Consider the following 17,293-nt stretch of genomic DNA (forward strand, 5'->3'; position numbering starts at 1 on the left):
TAGCGGCTTTTCTATAATTATAAATGAATTAGGCTATTGCTTAATCACTCTAATTGTTTCAGTAACATTAGCGATTGTTACTTTAACAAAGTAAGTACCCGTTTGTAGGTTAGACATATCTAAATCACTAGCTACTGCATTAGGCATTGTTCTTAATACTTCTTGACCTAGCATATTATACATTGCCACTTGCTCTATAGTGTTTTGAGCATTTAATGTTAATGTGTTTTTAACTGGGTTAGGATAGTATGTAAAAGCAGTTTCTGATTCAAAATCATTAAGTGATAATGCGTCTTCACTTGGTGACCAGATTTTTAAATCAAAAGTTAAACCGCTTGTTGAATCAGTACCATATTGAAAAATTCTTGTATAATACGTTTCACCTACAGTTAAACCTGTTGCATTAATTTCTTCAGTTAAACCGAAATTATCAGAACAAGCTACATAAGTTAATTCGTCACATGTACCTGTGTACAGTATTGCAACACCATCAAAAGTAAGATCGTAATCTATATTAACATCTTCAGTTAATGCTACAAATGAATACCATACGTCATCATTAGCTGTACCCGTATAACTACCACAGGCTTCAGCAGCAACACCAGAAGCTACTGCAGATTCTATAGTTCCAGAAACAGCAGTTGCACCATCAACATCTGCAATTTCAGTTTCTTGAGTAACTGCCTGAGCACCAGAACAATCATTATTAGCTGGAGGAGCTGGAGCAGGTATTACACATAAATCAAAGTTTACATATGCTGATGAACTTGAACTTCTTACATTTACATAATAAGTTGTACTAGCTGTTAATTCACCACTAAAAGAAGAACTATAACAACTTGAACCAACTTGTGTTAATGCACCACATGCACCTTCATATACAGAGAGATAAGTAGACGAAAAAGAAGAATCAAAAGTTTCAGTAACATCAATATTAAAAATATTGGTTTCAGAAGGTGTAAACGAATACCAAACGTCTTTGTTTATTGCAGAACAAGTATCTTCAATTGATGCATAAGCGTTTTCAGTAGTTCCTGAAATTACATTATTACAAGTATCATCAGATACTGTTAATTCAATAGCGTCTACACATTCATCATTAGCAACAGGTGCAGGTAATGTACTCAGGCAAATATCAAAGGTTGTAACATAATTAGAAGACCCGTAAGAATTAATTCTTAATAAGTACGTTTCTCCAACCGTTAATCCAGTAACAGTACTAGTATCAGAGTCACTACAAGTTAAATTCGTTAATTCTCCACAAGAACCAGACCATACGGAGTGGTATAAATCAGTATAGCTACCAACTACATTTAATAATTCTATTTGGTGCATAGATTCTGTAGCAACAAAAGAGAACCAAACATCATCATTTTCGGTTCCATAACATGCAGTTTCGTCTACGCCAGAAGGTGTCGCTGCTTCTATTGTTCCAGAAGTGGTAGATGTACATTCTAAATCAGAATTAATTGTTAAAGCAATAGCACCTGAACACTCGTCATTTGCAGGTGCTGGTAGTGGGCATGTAAACTCAAATGTACCGACAGGTGAATCACAAATTTCACCATCAAGAACATCTAAAGTAATAGTTACTTCTTCTCCACTAGCATAAGGTCCTGCTATAACCGTACCTACAACTACTGGATACGTGTTTGTTCCATCGTCAAAAACACTACCTGCATCACCAGCATCGGATACCACTATTTCTACATTATATGTTCCTGTTCCTTCTGGAGTACAGCTATCTTCTACTGCTATAGAACTGTCAATTGTTGGTGCTGTACATGTAGGTGGTGGACCACAAATAATATTTGCTTCCCATCCTGTTCCTTGAACTGAACTATCAGAAGTAAACTCAATAGTTAACGCACCAGATGCATCTGTAGATGTAAATGTATCTCCTAAATCAATCCTATAACCGTCTCCTGGATCACCTCCATCACCACTTACTTCTCCACACAAAGTCTCAGCTAAAATAGGATAAGTATTATCTGGACCATCATATATAGTTAAATAATCATAACATCCGCCACCATAAGTATTGGCTTCAATATCAACATATGTAAATACAAGCGTTACAACATCTCCAGAGTTTTCAGGTGTAATAGTTGTAGAAGATGATTCACTAGAACTATAACCAGATTCTGTTCCTCCAGAATCCATAAATACTTCGCCACAAACCTGGGCGTTACTTGTATAACCTACAAGTAACATTGCAAAAAACATTAGTGTAATTTTTTTCATGTAAATAAAAATTTTAGTTAGTAATTCTCTAAAAATATGTTAATTATTTAGAACAATCTTAGCTTTAACTTTTGGATCGTCAAAATGAAGAAAATGACGACAAAAAGCAATATTATATTTATGTTATTATTTAGAACAAAAAAAAGCCATTATACAATTTGTACAATGGCTTTTACAATTAAAAATCTTAATGCATTATTGGTTTTCAACAAAGGTATCCATAACAGCGTCACTGACGCCCATATTACTAAAACCACCATCATTATACAAATTCTGTAGCGTGACACGTTTGGTTAAATCACTAAACAATGAAACCGTATAATTTGCACAATCCATTGCTGTAGCATTACCTAATGGTGACATTTTATCAGCAAAAGCAATGAAACCATCAAAACCTTTAACACCACTACCTGCCGTTGTTGGCGTTGGCGATTGCGAAATAGTATTCACTCTTACTTTTTTATCCTTACCAAAGTAATACCCAAAGCTACGTGCTACACTTTCTAAATAGGCTTTATTATCGGCCATGTCATTATAATCTGGAAACACACGTTGTGCAGCCATATAAGTTAAAGCAACAATACTCCCCCATTCATTCATAGCATCTGCTTTATATAAGGTTTGCATAACTTTATGAAAAGACATTGCAGAAACATCCGTTCCTTTTTGTGTCCATGCATAATTTTGATCGGTATAATGTTTTCCTTTTCTTACATTTATAGACATCCCAATAGAATGTAAAACAAAATCAATTTTACCGCCTAAAATCTCCATAGATTGTTCTACAAGATTTTTAAGATCTTCTTCTGAAGTGGCATCTGCAGGAATAATTTGAGACCCCGTTTTTTCGGCTAATTCATTAATTTGCCCCATTCGCATGGCAACTGGTGCATTAGTCAGTACAAATGTTCCGCCTTCTTCATGTACGCGTTCTGCAGTTTTCCAAGCGATAGAGTTTTCATCTAAAGCTCCAAAAATAATTCCTCTTTTTCCTTTTAGTAAATTGTATGACATGTCTTTATTGTTAGTTGTTAAGTTGTTTGTTGTTCTTCGACATAGAAACTATAGCCATGAAGAAATCTATTTATCTTATTTTTATGATGCCAAAGTTAATAAAACTTTGAACGTATTAATCGGTTTTAATTTCTAAATCTTCAATAACAGAACCCCGTTCATCTGTCCATTGATTATCTTTATATATAATGAGACCAAATTTTTTATGGTAATACTTATCCCCATTTTGTAAATCTTCTGCTTCAGGAAAAATATAATCAGGCACGCACTCATCATTAATAATGACATGGTTTACCTCACAAGGATCATCGCTTCCACAAGACATAGCGCCCAAATTTACTATAAGAATTAAAACTAAAAGATAATTTTTCATCACTAAGAATTAATGTAGTAATTGTTTTGCATGCTCCATAGCAGAATCTGTAATGGTTAATCCCCCTAACATTTGGGCAATTTCTACAATACGCTCATCTTCTTTTAATTTTTTTAGCTGGGTATGCGTTACATTGTCGCTATCGGTTTTATAGACTTTAAAGTGCGAATCTCCTTTGGCTGCAATTTGAGGTAAATGTGTAATGGTAAACACCTGCATTTTACTACTCATGCGTTTCATAATTTCACCCATTTTATTTGAAATTTCTCCAGATACGCCGGTATCAATTTCATCAAACATGATTGAAGGAAGTTGCACATATTCAGCTAAAATTGATTTTATAGCCAACATAATACGCGATAATTCACCTCCTGAAGCTGATTTCTTTAAGGCGTTAAAACTAGAGCCTTTATTAGCCATAAACAAAAACTGTAAATCATCTTTACCATTTTTAGCAAAGGCCTCAGTAGTTTCTAATTCAACTTTAAATTTAGCATTAGGCATACCCAATTCTGAAAGAATCGCTTCTAATTTTGAAACAAATACCGGAATAACTTTTTTTCGTTTATTATGAATTTTTAAAGCTATCTGGTTAAGTTTCTCATTTTGTTTTAAGAGGTCTTGTTCTTTTAAGACAATTGCGTCATCTAGGCTTTCCGTATTATTTATTTTTGACTTTAAATCGTTATGAATTGCTATTAAATCGTCTATTTCTGTAACGGCATGTTTTTGAAATAAATTATTTACAATTTGAAGCTTACTGCTGATACGTTCTAATTCTTGTGGGTCAGACGATAAGTTTTCTTCAAGATTATCGAGCTCTATTAAAATATCGTCGAGTTCAATGCCAACACTTACTAAGCGCTCTTTTAACGTTTCGTAAGAAGCTCCAAAATTAGCAATTTTAGTCAAATCTTGTTTTGCCAAATTCAGTTGGTCTACAACACCAAGATCTTCTGTACTTAATATGGATTTCGCACTACTTAATTTCTCACTTATAATTTCAACGTTATTAAGTTCCTCATACTGCGCTTCTAAATCTTCAAGATTTATTTTCTCTAGGTTAATCTCATTCAACTCATTAGATAAAAATAAATTATAATCGTATTCTTTAATGAGTTCAGCCTTAGATGCTTTTAATTCTTCTAAGGATTTCTGAAGTGTTTTATAACCAACTAAGCCTTTTGAAAATTCTTTTAAATAAGACTTGTTATCCGCCAAAGCATCAATCACTTTAAACTGGTAATCATCTTGAGTAAGTTGTTGTGTTTGTTGTTGCGAGTGGATATCAATGAGAAAACCACTTAAAGCCACCAAATTGTCTAAAGTTACGGGCGTATCGTTTATAAATGCTCTTGATTTTCCTGATGGTAAAATCTCTCGTCTAATGATGGTTTGCACTTCATAATCTAAATCCAGAGTATTGAATAATGGTTTTAAATCGTAGTTAGCAATATCAAAATGAGCTTCAATGATACATTTTTCGGTTGCATTTTTTACCTGACTAAGGTCAGCACGTTTTCCTAATACTAAAGACAAACCGCCTAATAAAATGGATTTTCCTGCACCTGTTTCACCAGTAATAATAGTTAAGCCATTATTAAATGCAACATTAAGCTCATCGATGAGCGCGTAATTTTTTATGTAAAGTGATGTGAGCAAGGGTTTCTATTTTATGAGTACAAAATTAAGCGATTAAGGCTTTATATTTGAAAAGTAGAAAGAAAATGTTTTAATGCAAAATTTGATGGTTGCATTGATCTAATTTAAAACAACTTTATAAGCTCTGTTTTAAAGCGTTATTCAGAATAAAAAACTAAAACTTAATATTACGCCACTTTTGGGAGTGCATTGGCGCAATTCGGTTTAATATATCCTTAGCTTCTGTGATGTTAACACTTGGGCCGCCAGAAAGTATATCCATTATTTCATCTGCTTTTGCATCAAAAAACACACGCATTAAGTAAGAATTTGGTCTTATACGATGTACTTTTTGTAAATCATCTAATACCGAAATAATTTTTGTCTTCCCATCTTTAGCGCCTTCATTCATAATATCCATGCCTTCTCTATGGTATCTGTACATGGCTGTTCTCATATCCGTGTATGAAGGAGACATTAAATTGTCAATCATGGCAAAACGCGACTGAAGACCATCTTCCATTTTCCAACCTTGACCACTAAGCTGTTGTGAATAATTAGCAATGGTCTGTGCTTGTTTAAAATACGAATCACCACCTTTAAGCTCAAAAGTATCGGCATCCATACCTAGAATCATATATACGTGAAATGACAAAACAGAAACCAGGTTAGATTCAAATTGGTTGGGATTAAAAATTAAATTTTGATACTCTAAATACTGAAAATTAAAGTCTCTATCATTATAATTATAAACAGGAGAACTATAGCTTGAATTAAAAACAGGACGCGATGACGATACTTGGATGGTCGCTGAAAACGAATCGTTGTTATAGTCTAAAATATTAATAACCATACTACAATTAATGCGCTCTTGCGGTGCAAAGGCTGTACTTGTCCATTTTGTGTTATTAACAAACTCTGTCAACTGACTCTCTAATGTTTTAAATACAACATTATTTTCATTTCCGGTTTGTTGAGCTATAACACTTACGCTACAATTTAACTCTTGCGAAAAAGTAACCGTAGAAATTAAAAAAGCGATTAAAAGAAATAGATTACGCATGTGATTGTTTTAGTATAAGTTGCATTAAATCTTCAGCAACATCTGCTTTAGATTTTAATTCATTTTCAATAATCTCGTTAGAAGCGGTTATAAATGTAACTTTATTTGTGGACACGCCAAAACCTGCGCCTTTATCTTGCAATGAATTTAGTACAATGAGGTCTAAATTTTTAGATTTCAATTTCCCTTGGGCATGCTCTAATTCATTATTAGTTTCTAATGCAAACCCTACTAAAAATTGATTGGTTTTAATTTCTCCTAATGATTTTAAAATATCCTTTGTCTTTTCTAACGTAATAGTAAACGTCGAAGCTTTCTTTTTTATTTTCTGATCCGCAACATTATCTGGTCTATAATCTGAAACCGCAGCAGAAAGAATCGCAATATCTGAAGTTTTATAATGTTGATGGACTTCATTATACATCGCTTCTGCAGTAACCACAGGTTTTATATCTACTGAGCTATGTGCTATTTTTTGATGTGTTGGCCCGGTTACTAAAATAACTTCTGCACCTAAATTTACAGCTGCTTTAGCGATTTCGAACCCCATTTTACCACTAGAATGATTGCCTATAAATCGCACAGGGTCAATAGCTTCATAAGTAGGACCAGCTGTGATTAATACTTTTTTTCCTTTTAATGGTAATTGATCTAAAATATCATTTTCAATAAAGTTGACAATCGCCTCGGGCTCGGCCATTCTACCTTCACCTACTAAACCACTAGCCAACTCACCAGTTCCCGCAGGAATAAGTTGATTTCCGTAAGCTGTAAGTTTTTCAAATGATGCTTTTGTAGACTCATGTTTATACATATCCAAATCCATCGCAGGAGCAAAATAGACCGGACATTTAGCAGAAAGGTAAGTTGCTAACAGCAAATTATCACATACCCCATTAGCCATTTTGGCCATGGTATTGGCTGTTGCAGGAGCAATAACTAGGTAGTCCGCCCAAAGGCCTAAATCCACATGATTATTCCATACTTGGTTATCATCTTCTTCATTAATAAAAGAAGAATACACAGGATTTTTAGAAAGTGTAGAAAGTGTGAGTGGTGTTACAAACTCTTTAGAAGCAGGCGTCATAACAACTTTTACGTTAGCGCCTGCTTTTATGAATAACCTGACCAAACTGGCAGATTTATATGCGGCAATACCAGCAGTAATGCCCAATAAGATATTTTTGTCCTTTAGAATTGACATCTAAGGTGCTTTATTTATGGCTGAGGATCATCCGTATTTCTGTGATAAATTTTATCAGCTAACCATTCGTCCACTGCTAAAGAATGTGGTTTAGGTAATTTTTCGTAAAACTTAGACACTTCAATTTGTTCTTTGTTTTCAAAAATTTCTTCAAGACTATCATTGTAAGTTGCAAACTCTTCAAGTTTATCAATTAACTCACGTCTAATATCAGTATTAATTTGCTCTGCACGTCTAGCTATTACAGAAATAGCCTCATAGATGTTATCTGTAGGCGCATCAATTTCGTTTCTGTTGTAAGTTATCGTACTTACTGGTGCTTCTGTCTTTTTTAAATCCATTGTTATAATGTTTAACTTTTAGTAGTAAACGTATTAAATTCTTGTTGTAATTCTTCTTTCATTCTCGCAGCCTCTTCTGAGTGTTCAGAGTTAGGCGCTGTTTTTTGAAACCTTTCATAATAACTAAGCGCTTCACTTAAACGCTCTTCTTTTAAGTAATCAACACTTAAAATAGCTAAGTTGTATGCAGAATCAAATCTATAATATAAGGCTTCGCTTCGTAAGCTTGTTCCTGGGAATTCTAGTAAAAAGTTATTAAACGATTTAATAGATGCCTTATAATCTGAAATTAAGCCATATTGTTTTGCGATTTCAAATGCTTTTTTCTCTAGTTTAAAATCGAGTTCTTTAATTAGAGTATTCGCTTCAACTAAAAATTCTGAATCAGGATAAGCGTTGATGAATAACTGTAGTTTTTCAATGGCTTCAACCGTTTCTTTTTGTTCTTTAGAATATACTGGGGAATTAAAATAATACCCTTTAGCAGCTAAAAAGGCAGCTTCTTCAGCTTTATCACTTTTCGGATAAACATCTGTGAATTTATCTAAATGAAAACTAGAAATATAGTAATCTTTTAAATGATAAGAACACATGGCATGCATGTAGGTAATTTTTTCAGCTTGTGGTTTCCCTCTGTATTGTTGTAGTATTTGATCTAACAACTTATAAGATTTATTCCACTTTTCAGCTTCAAATAATTCTTCAGCCATTTCAAACTTAGCTGCAGTATCTTCAGATTTTAATGTTTTCTGATAATCACTACAGGAAATAAGTAGAATACTGATAAGTAGTATGTAAAGTCCTCGATTCATAAATTTTAAACAGAATGCAAAAGTAAACATTATTAACGGATTTTAAAAACAATTATTTTATGCTAATTTAAGTGTTGTAATTAGCTTGAATACCTATTTATATAAAGTTTAACTTTTGCCTAAGTTTTTTACTTCAGTTTTAATACGCGCTTTTAGGTCATCAGTAGCTTCGACTAATGGTAAACGTACGTGTGGTTTTGAAATTTTTAATGCTGATAAAACTGCTTTTACACCAGAAGGGTTATTTTCTGCAAAGATAAGTGCTGTTATCGGCATTAACTTAAAATGAATATCATAAGCTTCCTTGGCTTTGCGAGCAATCCCTAGACGTATCATCTCAGAAAATTCTTTAGGCAAAGCCTGCCCTATTACTGAAATAACACCTGAACCTCCAGCTAAAGCAACCCCTAAAGCTAAGTCATCGTCACCAGATAATACTAAGAAACCTTTAGGTTTGTTTCGTAATAACTCTAAATATTGGTGCACATTATTACCCGCTTCTTTTACGGCAACAATAGCATCAAAATCTTTTGCTAGTCGTAAAGTCGTTTCTGGAGTCATATTAGATGAGGTTCTTCCCGGAACGTTATACAATATAATTGGTTTTGGTGCAACTTCTGCAATGGCTTTAAAATGTTGATAAATACCTTCTTGGGTTGGCTTACTATAATAAGGTGATACTGATAATATACCATCAATATTAGAATAATCCGTTTCTTTGATTTCTTTAACAACGCTAGCCGTATTATTACCGCCAATTCCTAAAACCAATGGTATTCTACCCTTATTAACTTTGGCAATAAAATTTACCAATTCTACTTTCTCTTCAGGAGTAACAGTGATGCTTTCGCCAGTTGTTCCACTAATTACAAGGTAATCTGTGCCATTAGCTATATTATATTCTACTAAACGCTCTAACGCTTCAAAATCTATACTTAGGTCTGCGTTAAAAGGTGTAATTAATGCAACACCTGTTCCTATAAATTTGGTCATTATATTTTTTTTAAAATGTTTAAATATTTTTTTAATTCTTGCTTAAAAACATTGATTTCTTTTAAATCAACATCTATTATTAAATCGTATAAGCGTTCATCTTCATTAGATATACCTACCTTAAAATTAGCTTTAGATGCCGCTGTTATATGATTGAGTTGTAAAACCTGATTTTTAAAAAAACAAACCAGCATATCGTATGGTTCATTAATAAAAGTATCTAAGTCTACATTTTTTATTTTTCCATTCCACCCAAAATCTTTGGGGCTAAAATGCGCATTCCATTGATTATACTCTAATTTATCATCCATGGTAAAAGCTATAATTTTATGCTTAGGTGAATTTAAACCTAATTCTTTGAAATAGACTCTAAACACTTCAAACTCATGAAATTCCTCAGCATTAAGAAGTACTGCCACGGTTTTAATCGCACTATTATCTACAGCAGATTTTCGGGTTGTCAATAAATTATTGACATATTTTCGATTTGATTTTTCTTTAAATGCTTTTAAAATCATCTATCTTTAGCCTTTGTGCAAATTTAATAAAAGCACTCACATAAAATTATAAATTCTTATAAGTTATTCAATGACTATTAAACATACTTTTAAACTCTGTTTTTTGTTGCTCATTTTTTCTTGTGCATCAACTGAAATTACTAAAATTGAAGGCAAACGTCTCGATATTGATGAGACTATAAAATCAGATCAAACCATTGAAGATTTTATAACACCGTATCGAGAACACGTCAATAAAAGTATGGATAGTGTTCTGTCTTATGCGCCAGAAACGTATTCTAAATCGGATGGCGAATTAAACACAGCTATTGGAAACTTTATGGCTGATGCTATTTTTAGTGAAGGCAATCCTATTTTTAACCAACGAACAGGTAAGAATATTGATTTTGTACTGTTTAACCATGGCGGAATTCGTGCTATAATCTCTAAAGGTGATATTACTACAAGAACTGCATATAGCGTTATGCCTTTTGAAAACTCTACAGTTGTAGTCGGTCTAAAAGGCACCCAAATTAATGCCATGATGGACTATCTTTCTAAAGCGAAACGAGCGCATCCTGTTTCAAAACAACTGCAGTTAACCTTAGATAAAGATTCTAATATAAAATCGGCAACTATTCATGGTGAACCTATAGATATGTCTAAAACATATTATGTAGCCACAAACGATTACCTCTATAATGGTGGCGATGGCATGGTGTTTTTTCACCCTAATGAAGGTATCGAAATCTTAAACTATAAAGTTAGAGATGTTTTAATAGATACTTTTAAGAAAACAGACACTATAAATCCAAAACGCGATAACCGTTTCATTAAATTAAAAGATTAAATTTTATACTTGCTTTTAAAGCTGATTAATTGCATCGTAAGTTTATCGATTAATAATTAGCTGACAATAGCTCATAAATTAAAGACTCATGAAAAGAAGACAATTTATACAGAAATCTACTGCAGCAACCATTTTAGCTGGTGTTGGAGGTTTAGGTTTACAATCTTTCAGTCCTTCTAAAACAAAGAAAATAACCATTTTACACACCAATGATGTGCATAGCCATATAGATCCTTTTGGTCCAGATGATGGCAGAAATGCAAATAAGGGTGGTGTTGCTAGGCGTTCTACTTTAGTTGAATCTATAAGGAAAGATAATCCAAACACCTTATTATTAGATGCAGGTGATATTTTTCAAGGTACACCATACTTTAATTTTTATGGTGGTGAATTAGAGTTTAAACTAATGAGTATGTTAAAATATGATTTAGCGACTATTGGTAATCACGATTTTGATAACGGTATTGATGGATTATACGCTCAAATTCCACATGCAAAATTCGATTTTGTATCTGCCAATTACGATTTTTCAAATACCGTAATGGATACCCACGTTAAACCTTATAAAACCTTTGTAAAAGACGGTATTAAAATAGGCGTTTTTGGACTTGGAATTAAACTTGAGGGCTTAGTCGATAAAAACCTATACAAAGAAACCGTTTACCACCACCCTATTGAGATTGCTCAAGACATGTCTCGTATTTTAAAAGAAGAACAAGGTTGTGATTTGGTGATTTGCTTATCTCATATTGGCTATAATTATAAAAATGCGCCTAATAAAGTGAGTGATATTACGGTTGCTAGAGCAACAAAAGATATCGACTTAATTATTGGTGGACATACGCATACGTTTTTACCAAAGCCAACTATAGAAAAAAATAGTATTGGGAAAAATGTACTTGTTAATCAGGTTGGTGCTTATGGGCTGTATTTAGGTAAAGTAGATTTCTATTTTGAACCAGGAAAAGAAGTCTCAGCAGAAGGTGCTTCCATTATTGTATAAAGCAAATGAAGATTCAAGTATAAGAATTAAAAGCTGTTTAAATCTAAATCACAAAAAAAAGACTGTTCAAAATAAATGAACAGTCTTTTTTTTATGTAATAATGCAAATCTAGCTTACTTTTTAACAGTTGCTGGTGCATTTAATTTATTACTCATTTCCATTGAAATTGCAGAACGGTCAAATTTAATTTTACCTGCTAAAGTTTCAATAACACAACTGTTATCTTTATCATTTAGTTCTACAACTTTACCGTGCATACCACTCTTAGTTATTACACGATCGCCACGTTTTAGTTCGCTGGCAAACTTTTTTTCTTGTTTAGAACGTTTCATTTGTGGTGCAATCATAAAGAAATACATCACAGCAAAAATAGCTATAAACGGTAAAAATGAACCTAATCCTTCCATTTAGTAATTATCAGTAAATATTAATCGTGGTTATGACCTTCGTGTCCTGGTTGCGTAGAATACTTTCTAGGTGCAGCTGGAGAAGTAGCAGCATCTACAGCTAATGGATTAACCGTTGCTTTACCTGCTGGTTTAGCTGGTGCATTTGGATCCTTTTCTACAGAAGCAGTAATCTTAACAAGCTCTTGTCCTTTTTCAGTGTTAGTAATCATAGTTAAAGATTTAGTAATTTTACCATTACCTTTTCCATTAAACTTTACTGTAAACTGACCTGTTTCACCTGGCTGAACTTCTTTGTCATAGTTAGATGGTACAGTACATCCACAAGTACTTTTAATGTTACTTACAACTAACATAGAGTTTCCTGTGTTTGTATATTTAAATACTGTCTCTACTGGGGTTCCATCTTGAATTGTTCCAAAATCGTGTTCAGTCTTATCTAAAGAAATCACAGCGAAATCACCTGCATTTGCATCTCTTTCTGCTGCAACAGCAATGTTTTCAGATTTAATTTTGCTAGCAGCATCTTCTTTACAAGATGTAAAAGCTACCATACACAATGCGCTAAGTCCTAAAATTACTTTTTTCATTTTAATTTTTTATTTTATTAGAAATTTATTTCAGCTTGCCAAGTTAATGATTATTTTACCTAATTAAAATTTTTAGTAATACGTTAACATAATTTTACAAGAATTAATCCTACAAAAATTTAACACGACTTAAAGTTTTACAAATTAAGTTATGACTACATTAATCCGCGACCAGTTTTAAGATGTATACCTTCTGCTTGATATTCTTTTACAATTTTATCTAAAATTCCATTGATAAATAAACTACTTTTTGGTGTGGAATATTCTTTAGCAATTTCTAAATATTCGTTTATAGTCACTTTATAAGGAATTGATGGGAATTTTTGAAATTCACAAAGTGCCATTTTTAATAACACACCATCTAAACTCGCCAAACGTTCACTATCCCAATTCGTTGTTTTCAGACTTATTTCTTCTGCAAATCTAGAGCTATTAAGAAAAGTCTTTTTAAATAAGTCTTTTGCAAATTCCATATCATCGTCATCTTTATATAAATCTGGCAACAATTTGGTTTCTGAAGATGTGAGTTTCAACTTGCGTAATACTTTTAAAACAGCAGTATTAACCACAGGAATATCATCTACCCAAGTTAATTTTTTATCTTCAAAATAGTCGTAAAGCTTTTCGTTTGGTGCTATGATTTCTGTAAAGACGTCTAAAATAAATTGTTTGTCTTTTTTGAAATTTGTCTCTGAGTCCGCTGTGTAAGCTTGATAGATTTCACTTTTTAAAATCGCTTTAAAAAGAATATCAACATATTCAAAATCTAAATCCCAAAAGTTCAACTTTCGGTTTTCAATCGCCTCTTGCAACAGGGTGTTACTACTAATGATTGTTAGAAGTTGATTTTCCTGAAACTTTAAACTAAGGTTTTTATCAGCATCAGATTTTACAAGCTTGTTTTGCAGTTTAGCATTGTGCTTCTTACTCTTTTTATGAAGTTCCGTAAGTAACGCTAAAAGCGATAAGTACAAATCGTACATATTATCTAAACTGTGAAGCAAAAACTTTTGTTCTTTTATTAAGTTATCACTTTCGGTACCTTTAAAAGCATACATAGATTGCATAACTTTAATTCTGATGTGTCTTCGATTTAACATGTGTAAGAACTCACTTTATTATTGTTGGTTATTAAATAAAAGGTGAATCTTAATTAAGATTCACCTTGCAAAAATACTATTATTTAATTTTTATTTCAGAATTAAATTAGGACTATTTTGAATTTTCTCGCTTTCGCGTTTCAATACGTTCTCTAGCAATATTTAATGCCGCGTTATTAGTCGTTAAATTATTGACTTTGGCATTGTCTAAAATTTCGAGCGTTGTATTATAAATGTTTTCAGTCTTACGCATAATTTCCTGACGGTCATAGTTTTCTAATTCTGCATATACATTAATAATGCCACCTGCATTAATTAAAAAATCTGGCGCATATACAATACCGCGTTCTTGTAAAATTAAACCATGCTTACTTTCTTCTGCTAATTGATTATTTGCAGCACCAGCAACCACTTTTGCTTTTAGTTTCTGAATCGTATCATCATTAATAGTCGCTCCTAAAGCACAAGGCGCATAAATATCCATTTCTTCACTGTAAATATCTTTGCCACCATAAATAGTAACACCGTATTTAGATCGTACTTCTTCTAAACGCTCTTGACTAATATCGGAGATGGTGACATTAGCACCTTCATTTACTAAATGCTCAACAAGTGCTTCACCAACATTACCAATACCTTGAACATACACGCTTTTATCTTCTAAAATTTCAGAACCAAACTGAAACTTAGCGGCAGCTTTCATTCCCATAAAAACGCCATAAGCTGTAATTGGAGATGGGTTTCCGGCACCACCTTTACTTTCTGAAATACCAGTAACATATGGGGTTACTTCTCTTACGGTATCCATATCTTCGGTGGTCATCCCTACATCCTCTGCAGTAATATAGCGTCCGCTTAAATCATTTACAAATTCACCAAAGCGTCTCATTAGCTCTGGCGTTTTTTGTGTTTTAGCATCGCCAATAATTACGGCTTTACCACCACCCAAATTTAATCCTGTAATAGCTGATTTAAAGGTCATTCCACGAGATAAACGCAAAACATCATTAAGCGCTTCCCATTCACTATTATAATTCCACATTCTAGTACCACCTAAAGCTGGGCCTAAAACTGTATTATGAATACCAATTATAGCTTTTAAACCAGTATCTTTGTCATTGCAAAAAACAATTTGCTCATGATCATCAAATGAATATTGTCCGAATACGGGATCCATTTTTTTTAATTCATTTGAAGTTATAATTTCTGAAGTCATGTAAGTTAAATTTTTAGGGTGTTTGAAGATGTTCTAAAAACAGCATGCAAAAGTATATTATAAATAGAGGATTAGCAAAACATTAACCATAAAATAAGGTTTTCACAACACATTTGAACAACCAATTTATTGAATGAAAGCATTAAAACATCTAAATAAATATTTCTACAAATACCGATACCGCTTAATTATCGGTGTTATAATTACCATAATAGCTAAGATTTTCGCCCTCTTTACCCCTAGATTAGTTGGGGCTTCTATCAATGTGGTGTCCGATTATTTGAATAATAAAATTACGGAAGAAGTCTTTAAAAACGATTTAACCATAAATATTCTATACCTCACTGGTGCCGCTGTAGTCGCTAGTATTTTTACGTTTTTAATGCGTCAAACCATTATAAATGTGTCTCGTTATGTTGAATTTGATCTTAAAAACGAAATATACCAGCATTATCAAGTTCTTTCACTAAACTTCTATAAATCTAATAGAACAGGCGATTTAATGAATCGTATTAGTGAAGATGTTGGCAAAGTTCGTATGTACGTAGGACCAGCATTAATGTATACTATTAATACGATTACATTATTTGCTGTGGCTTTAATTTATATGATTGATCGGTCGCCTTCCTTAACGTTATATACTTTATTACCTCTGCCCTTTTTATCAGTTGTAATCTATAAATTGAGCCGTTTAATTAACAAGCGTAGCACCATTGTACAACAGTCGCTTTCTACACTTTCTACGTATTCTCAAGAAACCTTTAGCGGAATTTCAGTTATAAAATCTTACGGCATTGAACCGCGTACAAATACTGAATTTGAAAAACTTTCAGCTCAAAACCGTCAAAAACAAATTAACCTCACTAAAGTTCAAGCTTTATTTTTCCCGATGATGATACTTTTAATTGGTGTTAGTAACTTAATAGTCATCTATATTGGAGGGATGCAATACATGAGTGGTGAAATTGACAACATAGGAACCATTGCTGAATTTATTATCTATGTTAACATGCTAACTTGGCCAGTTGCTACAGTGGGTTGGGTGACCTCGCTTGTTCAACAAGCCGAAGCTTCACAACAACGAATTAATGAGTTTTTGAACACCTTACCAGAAATTAAGAATTTAGCCGACCAACCGACTCCGATTAAAGGTGATATTGAATTTAAAAATGTAACTTTTGTTTACCCAGACACTAATATTGTAGCTTTAAAAGACCTTAGTTTTACTCTAAAATCTGGACAAACATTAGCTATTTTAGGAAAAACAGGATCTGGAAAATCAACTGTTCTCGATTTAATTGGACGTTTATATGATATTGAAAAAGGTGAGATTTTAATTGACAATACGCCTATTTCTAAATTAAATCTTTTCAGTTTAAGAGAAAGCATTGGCTATGTGCCACAAGACGCATTTTTATTTTCAGACTCCATAAAGAATAACATTAAATTCGGAAAAGAAAATGCGACCGATGACGATGTTATTGAAGCTGCAAGTAACGCGAAAGTTCATAAAAATATTCTTAAATTTAGTAACGGATATGATACCGTTTTAGGCGAGCGTGGTATTACACTTTCTGGTGGTCAAAAACAACGTATATCTATTGCGAGAGCAATAATTAAGAAACCAGAAATTCTATTATTTGACGATTGTTTATCTGCTGTAGACACAGAAACAGAAGAAAAAATCCTTAAAAACCTCGTTAAGCTCACAAAAGACAAAACAACCATAATTGTGAGTCATCGGGTATCCTCTGCAAAGAATGCTAATTTAATTATTGTGCTAGACGATGGCAAAATTATTGAGTCTGGAAATCATGAAAGTCTCATTAATTCCGATGGTTACTACAAAGAATTATACACTAAGCAACTCTCTGAAAAAGAAATGTAATTATTTGTTGTTTAGCTTACTTTTTTTTTGGATTTTTGGATTGAAATTAAAACAGA

The 17,293-nt window shown here is 32.8% G+C and carries 17 protein-coding genes; 3 read left to right on the forward strand and 14 right to left on the reverse strand.

From position 1 onward, the window contains the following. Nucleotides 1-33 precede the first annotated feature (33 nt). The 10 genes from HM982_RS14560 to HM982_RS14605 all read right to left on the reverse strand — a co-directional run bounded on the left by HM982_RS14560 (nt 34) and on the right by HM982_RS14605 (nt 10,203). Nucleotides 34-2,244 carry a T9SS type A sorting domain-containing protein gene (locus tag HM982_RS14560; RefSeq protein WP_179353998.1) on the reverse strand — a complete coding sequence of 737 codons (2,211 nt, stop codon included), beginning with the start codon at nt 2,242-2,244 and terminating at the stop codon, nt 34-36. A gap of 195 nt (nt 2,245-2,439) precedes the next feature. Continuing rightward, nucleotides 2,440-3,258 (reverse strand): enoyl-ACP reductase FabI, encoded by an 819-nt coding sequence (locus HM982_RS14565; RefSeq protein WP_179354000.1) that lies wholly within the window; start codon nt 3,256-3,258, stop codon nt 2,440-2,442. Nucleotides 3,259-3,373: 115 nt separating this feature from the next. Further along, nucleotides 3,374-3,631, reverse strand: a complete 258-nt coding sequence (locus HM982_RS14570; RefSeq protein ID WP_179354002.1) for a hypothetical protein — start codon at nt 3,629-3,631, stop codon at nt 3,374-3,376. Between the two features lie 9 nt (nt 3,632-3,640). Next, entirely contained in the window at nt 3,641-5,293 is a 1,653-nt protein-coding gene (gene recN, locus HM982_RS14575) for a DNA repair protein RecN (protein WP_179354003.1), read from the reverse strand. A gap of 154 nt (nt 5,294-5,447) precedes the next feature. Next, entirely contained in the window at nt 5,448-6,335 is an 888-nt protein-coding gene (gene porD / locus HM982_RS14580; RefSeq protein ID WP_179354005.1) for a type IX secretion system protein PorD, read from the reverse strand. Continuing rightward, the gene (gene coaBC, locus HM982_RS14585) at nt 6,328-7,539 is read right to left on the reverse strand and encodes a bifunctional phosphopantothenoylcysteine decarboxylase/phosphopantothenate--cysteine ligase CoaBC (protein ID WP_179354007.1); all 1,212 of its coding nucleotides are present in this window, start codon (nt 7,537-7,539) and stop codon (nt 6,328-6,330) included. The genes porD and coaBC overlap by 8 nt, the downstream gene beginning before the upstream one ends. Nucleotides 7,540-7,553: 14 nt before the next feature. Beyond that, a complete protein-coding gene (locus tag HM982_RS14590; RefSeq protein WP_179354009.1) occupies nt 7,554-7,880 on the reverse strand; it encodes a DNA-directed RNA polymerase subunit omega in 327 nt (108 codons plus the stop codon). A gap of 11 nt (nt 7,881-7,891) precedes the next feature. Further along, a complete protein-coding gene (locus HM982_RS14595; protein WP_246296844.1) occupies nt 7,892-8,692 on the reverse strand; it encodes an outer membrane protein assembly factor BamD in 801 nt (266 codons plus the stop codon). A 108-nt stretch (nt 8,693-8,800) separates the two neighbouring features. Then, nucleotides 8,801-9,685 (reverse strand): 4-hydroxy-tetrahydrodipicolinate synthase, encoded by an 885-nt coding sequence (dapA, locus tag HM982_RS14600; protein ID WP_179354012.1) that lies wholly within the window; start codon nt 9,683-9,685, stop codon nt 8,801-8,803. Beyond that, a complete protein-coding gene (locus HM982_RS14605) occupies nt 9,685-10,203 on the reverse strand; it encodes a DUF6913 domain-containing protein (protein WP_179354014.1) in 519 nt (172 codons plus the stop codon). The genes dapA and HM982_RS14605 overlap by 1 nt, the downstream gene beginning before the upstream one ends. 103 nt (nt 10,204-10,306) lie before the next feature. Here HM982_RS14605 and HM982_RS14610 point away from each other — a divergent pair, with 103 nt between their 5' ends. Together HM982_RS14610 and HM982_RS14615 are read left to right on the forward strand one after the other, a co-directional pair. Beyond that, nucleotides 10,307-11,032 carry a 5'-nucleotidase gene (locus tag HM982_RS14610; RefSeq protein WP_317167433.1) on the forward strand — a complete coding sequence of 242 codons (726 nt, stop codon included), beginning with the start codon at nt 10,307-10,309 and terminating at the stop codon, nt 11,030-11,032. Between the two features lie 88 nt (nt 11,033-11,120). Then, the gene (locus tag HM982_RS14615; RefSeq protein WP_179354017.1) at nt 11,121-12,035 is read left to right on the forward strand and encodes a bifunctional metallophosphatase/5'-nucleotidase; all 915 of its coding nucleotides are present in this window, start codon (nt 11,121-11,123) and stop codon (nt 12,033-12,035) included. A 114-nt stretch (nt 12,036-12,149) separates the two neighbouring features. Here HM982_RS14615 and yajC read toward each other — a convergent pair whose 3' ends face one another. The 4 genes from yajC to HM982_RS14635 all read right to left on the reverse strand — a co-directional run bounded on the left by yajC (nt 12,150) and on the right by HM982_RS14635 (nt 15,349). After that, nucleotides 12,150-12,443 (reverse strand): preprotein translocase subunit YajC, encoded by a 294-nt coding sequence (gene yajC, locus HM982_RS14620; protein ID WP_179354019.1) that lies wholly within the window; start codon nt 12,441-12,443, stop codon nt 12,150-12,152. Nucleotides 12,444-12,463: 20 nt separating this feature from the next. Beyond that, nucleotides 12,464-13,033 carry a DUF1573 domain-containing protein gene (locus tag HM982_RS14625; RefSeq protein ID WP_179354021.1) on the reverse strand — a complete coding sequence of 190 codons (570 nt, stop codon included), beginning with the start codon at nt 13,031-13,033 and terminating at the stop codon, nt 12,464-12,466. A 155-nt stretch (nt 13,034-13,188) separates the two neighbouring features. Continuing rightward, the gene (gene nusB / locus HM982_RS14630; RefSeq protein WP_246296855.1) at nt 13,189-14,133 is read right to left on the reverse strand and encodes a transcription antitermination factor NusB; all 945 of its coding nucleotides are present in this window, start codon (nt 14,131-14,133) and stop codon (nt 13,189-13,191) included. 112 nt (nt 14,134-14,245) lie between these two features. Further along, nucleotides 14,246-15,349 (reverse strand): Glu/Leu/Phe/Val family dehydrogenase, encoded by a 1,104-nt coding sequence (locus tag HM982_RS14635; protein WP_179354023.1) that lies wholly within the window; start codon nt 15,347-15,349, stop codon nt 14,246-14,248. A 133-nt stretch (nt 15,350-15,482) separates the two neighbouring features. Here HM982_RS14635 and HM982_RS14640 point away from each other — a divergent pair, with 133 nt between their 5' ends. Further along, nucleotides 15,483-17,237 (forward strand): ABC transporter ATP-binding protein, encoded by a 1,755-nt coding sequence (locus tag HM982_RS14640; RefSeq protein ID WP_179354025.1) that lies wholly within the window; start codon nt 15,483-15,485, stop codon nt 17,235-17,237. Nucleotides 17,238-17,293: the final 56 nt, after the last annotated feature.

This window comes from Winogradskyella vidalii (genome assembly GCF_013403955.1).
GTDB classification, from domain to species: Bacteria; Bacteroidota; Bacteroidia; order Flavobacteriales; family Flavobacteriaceae; genus Winogradskyella; species Winogradskyella vidalii.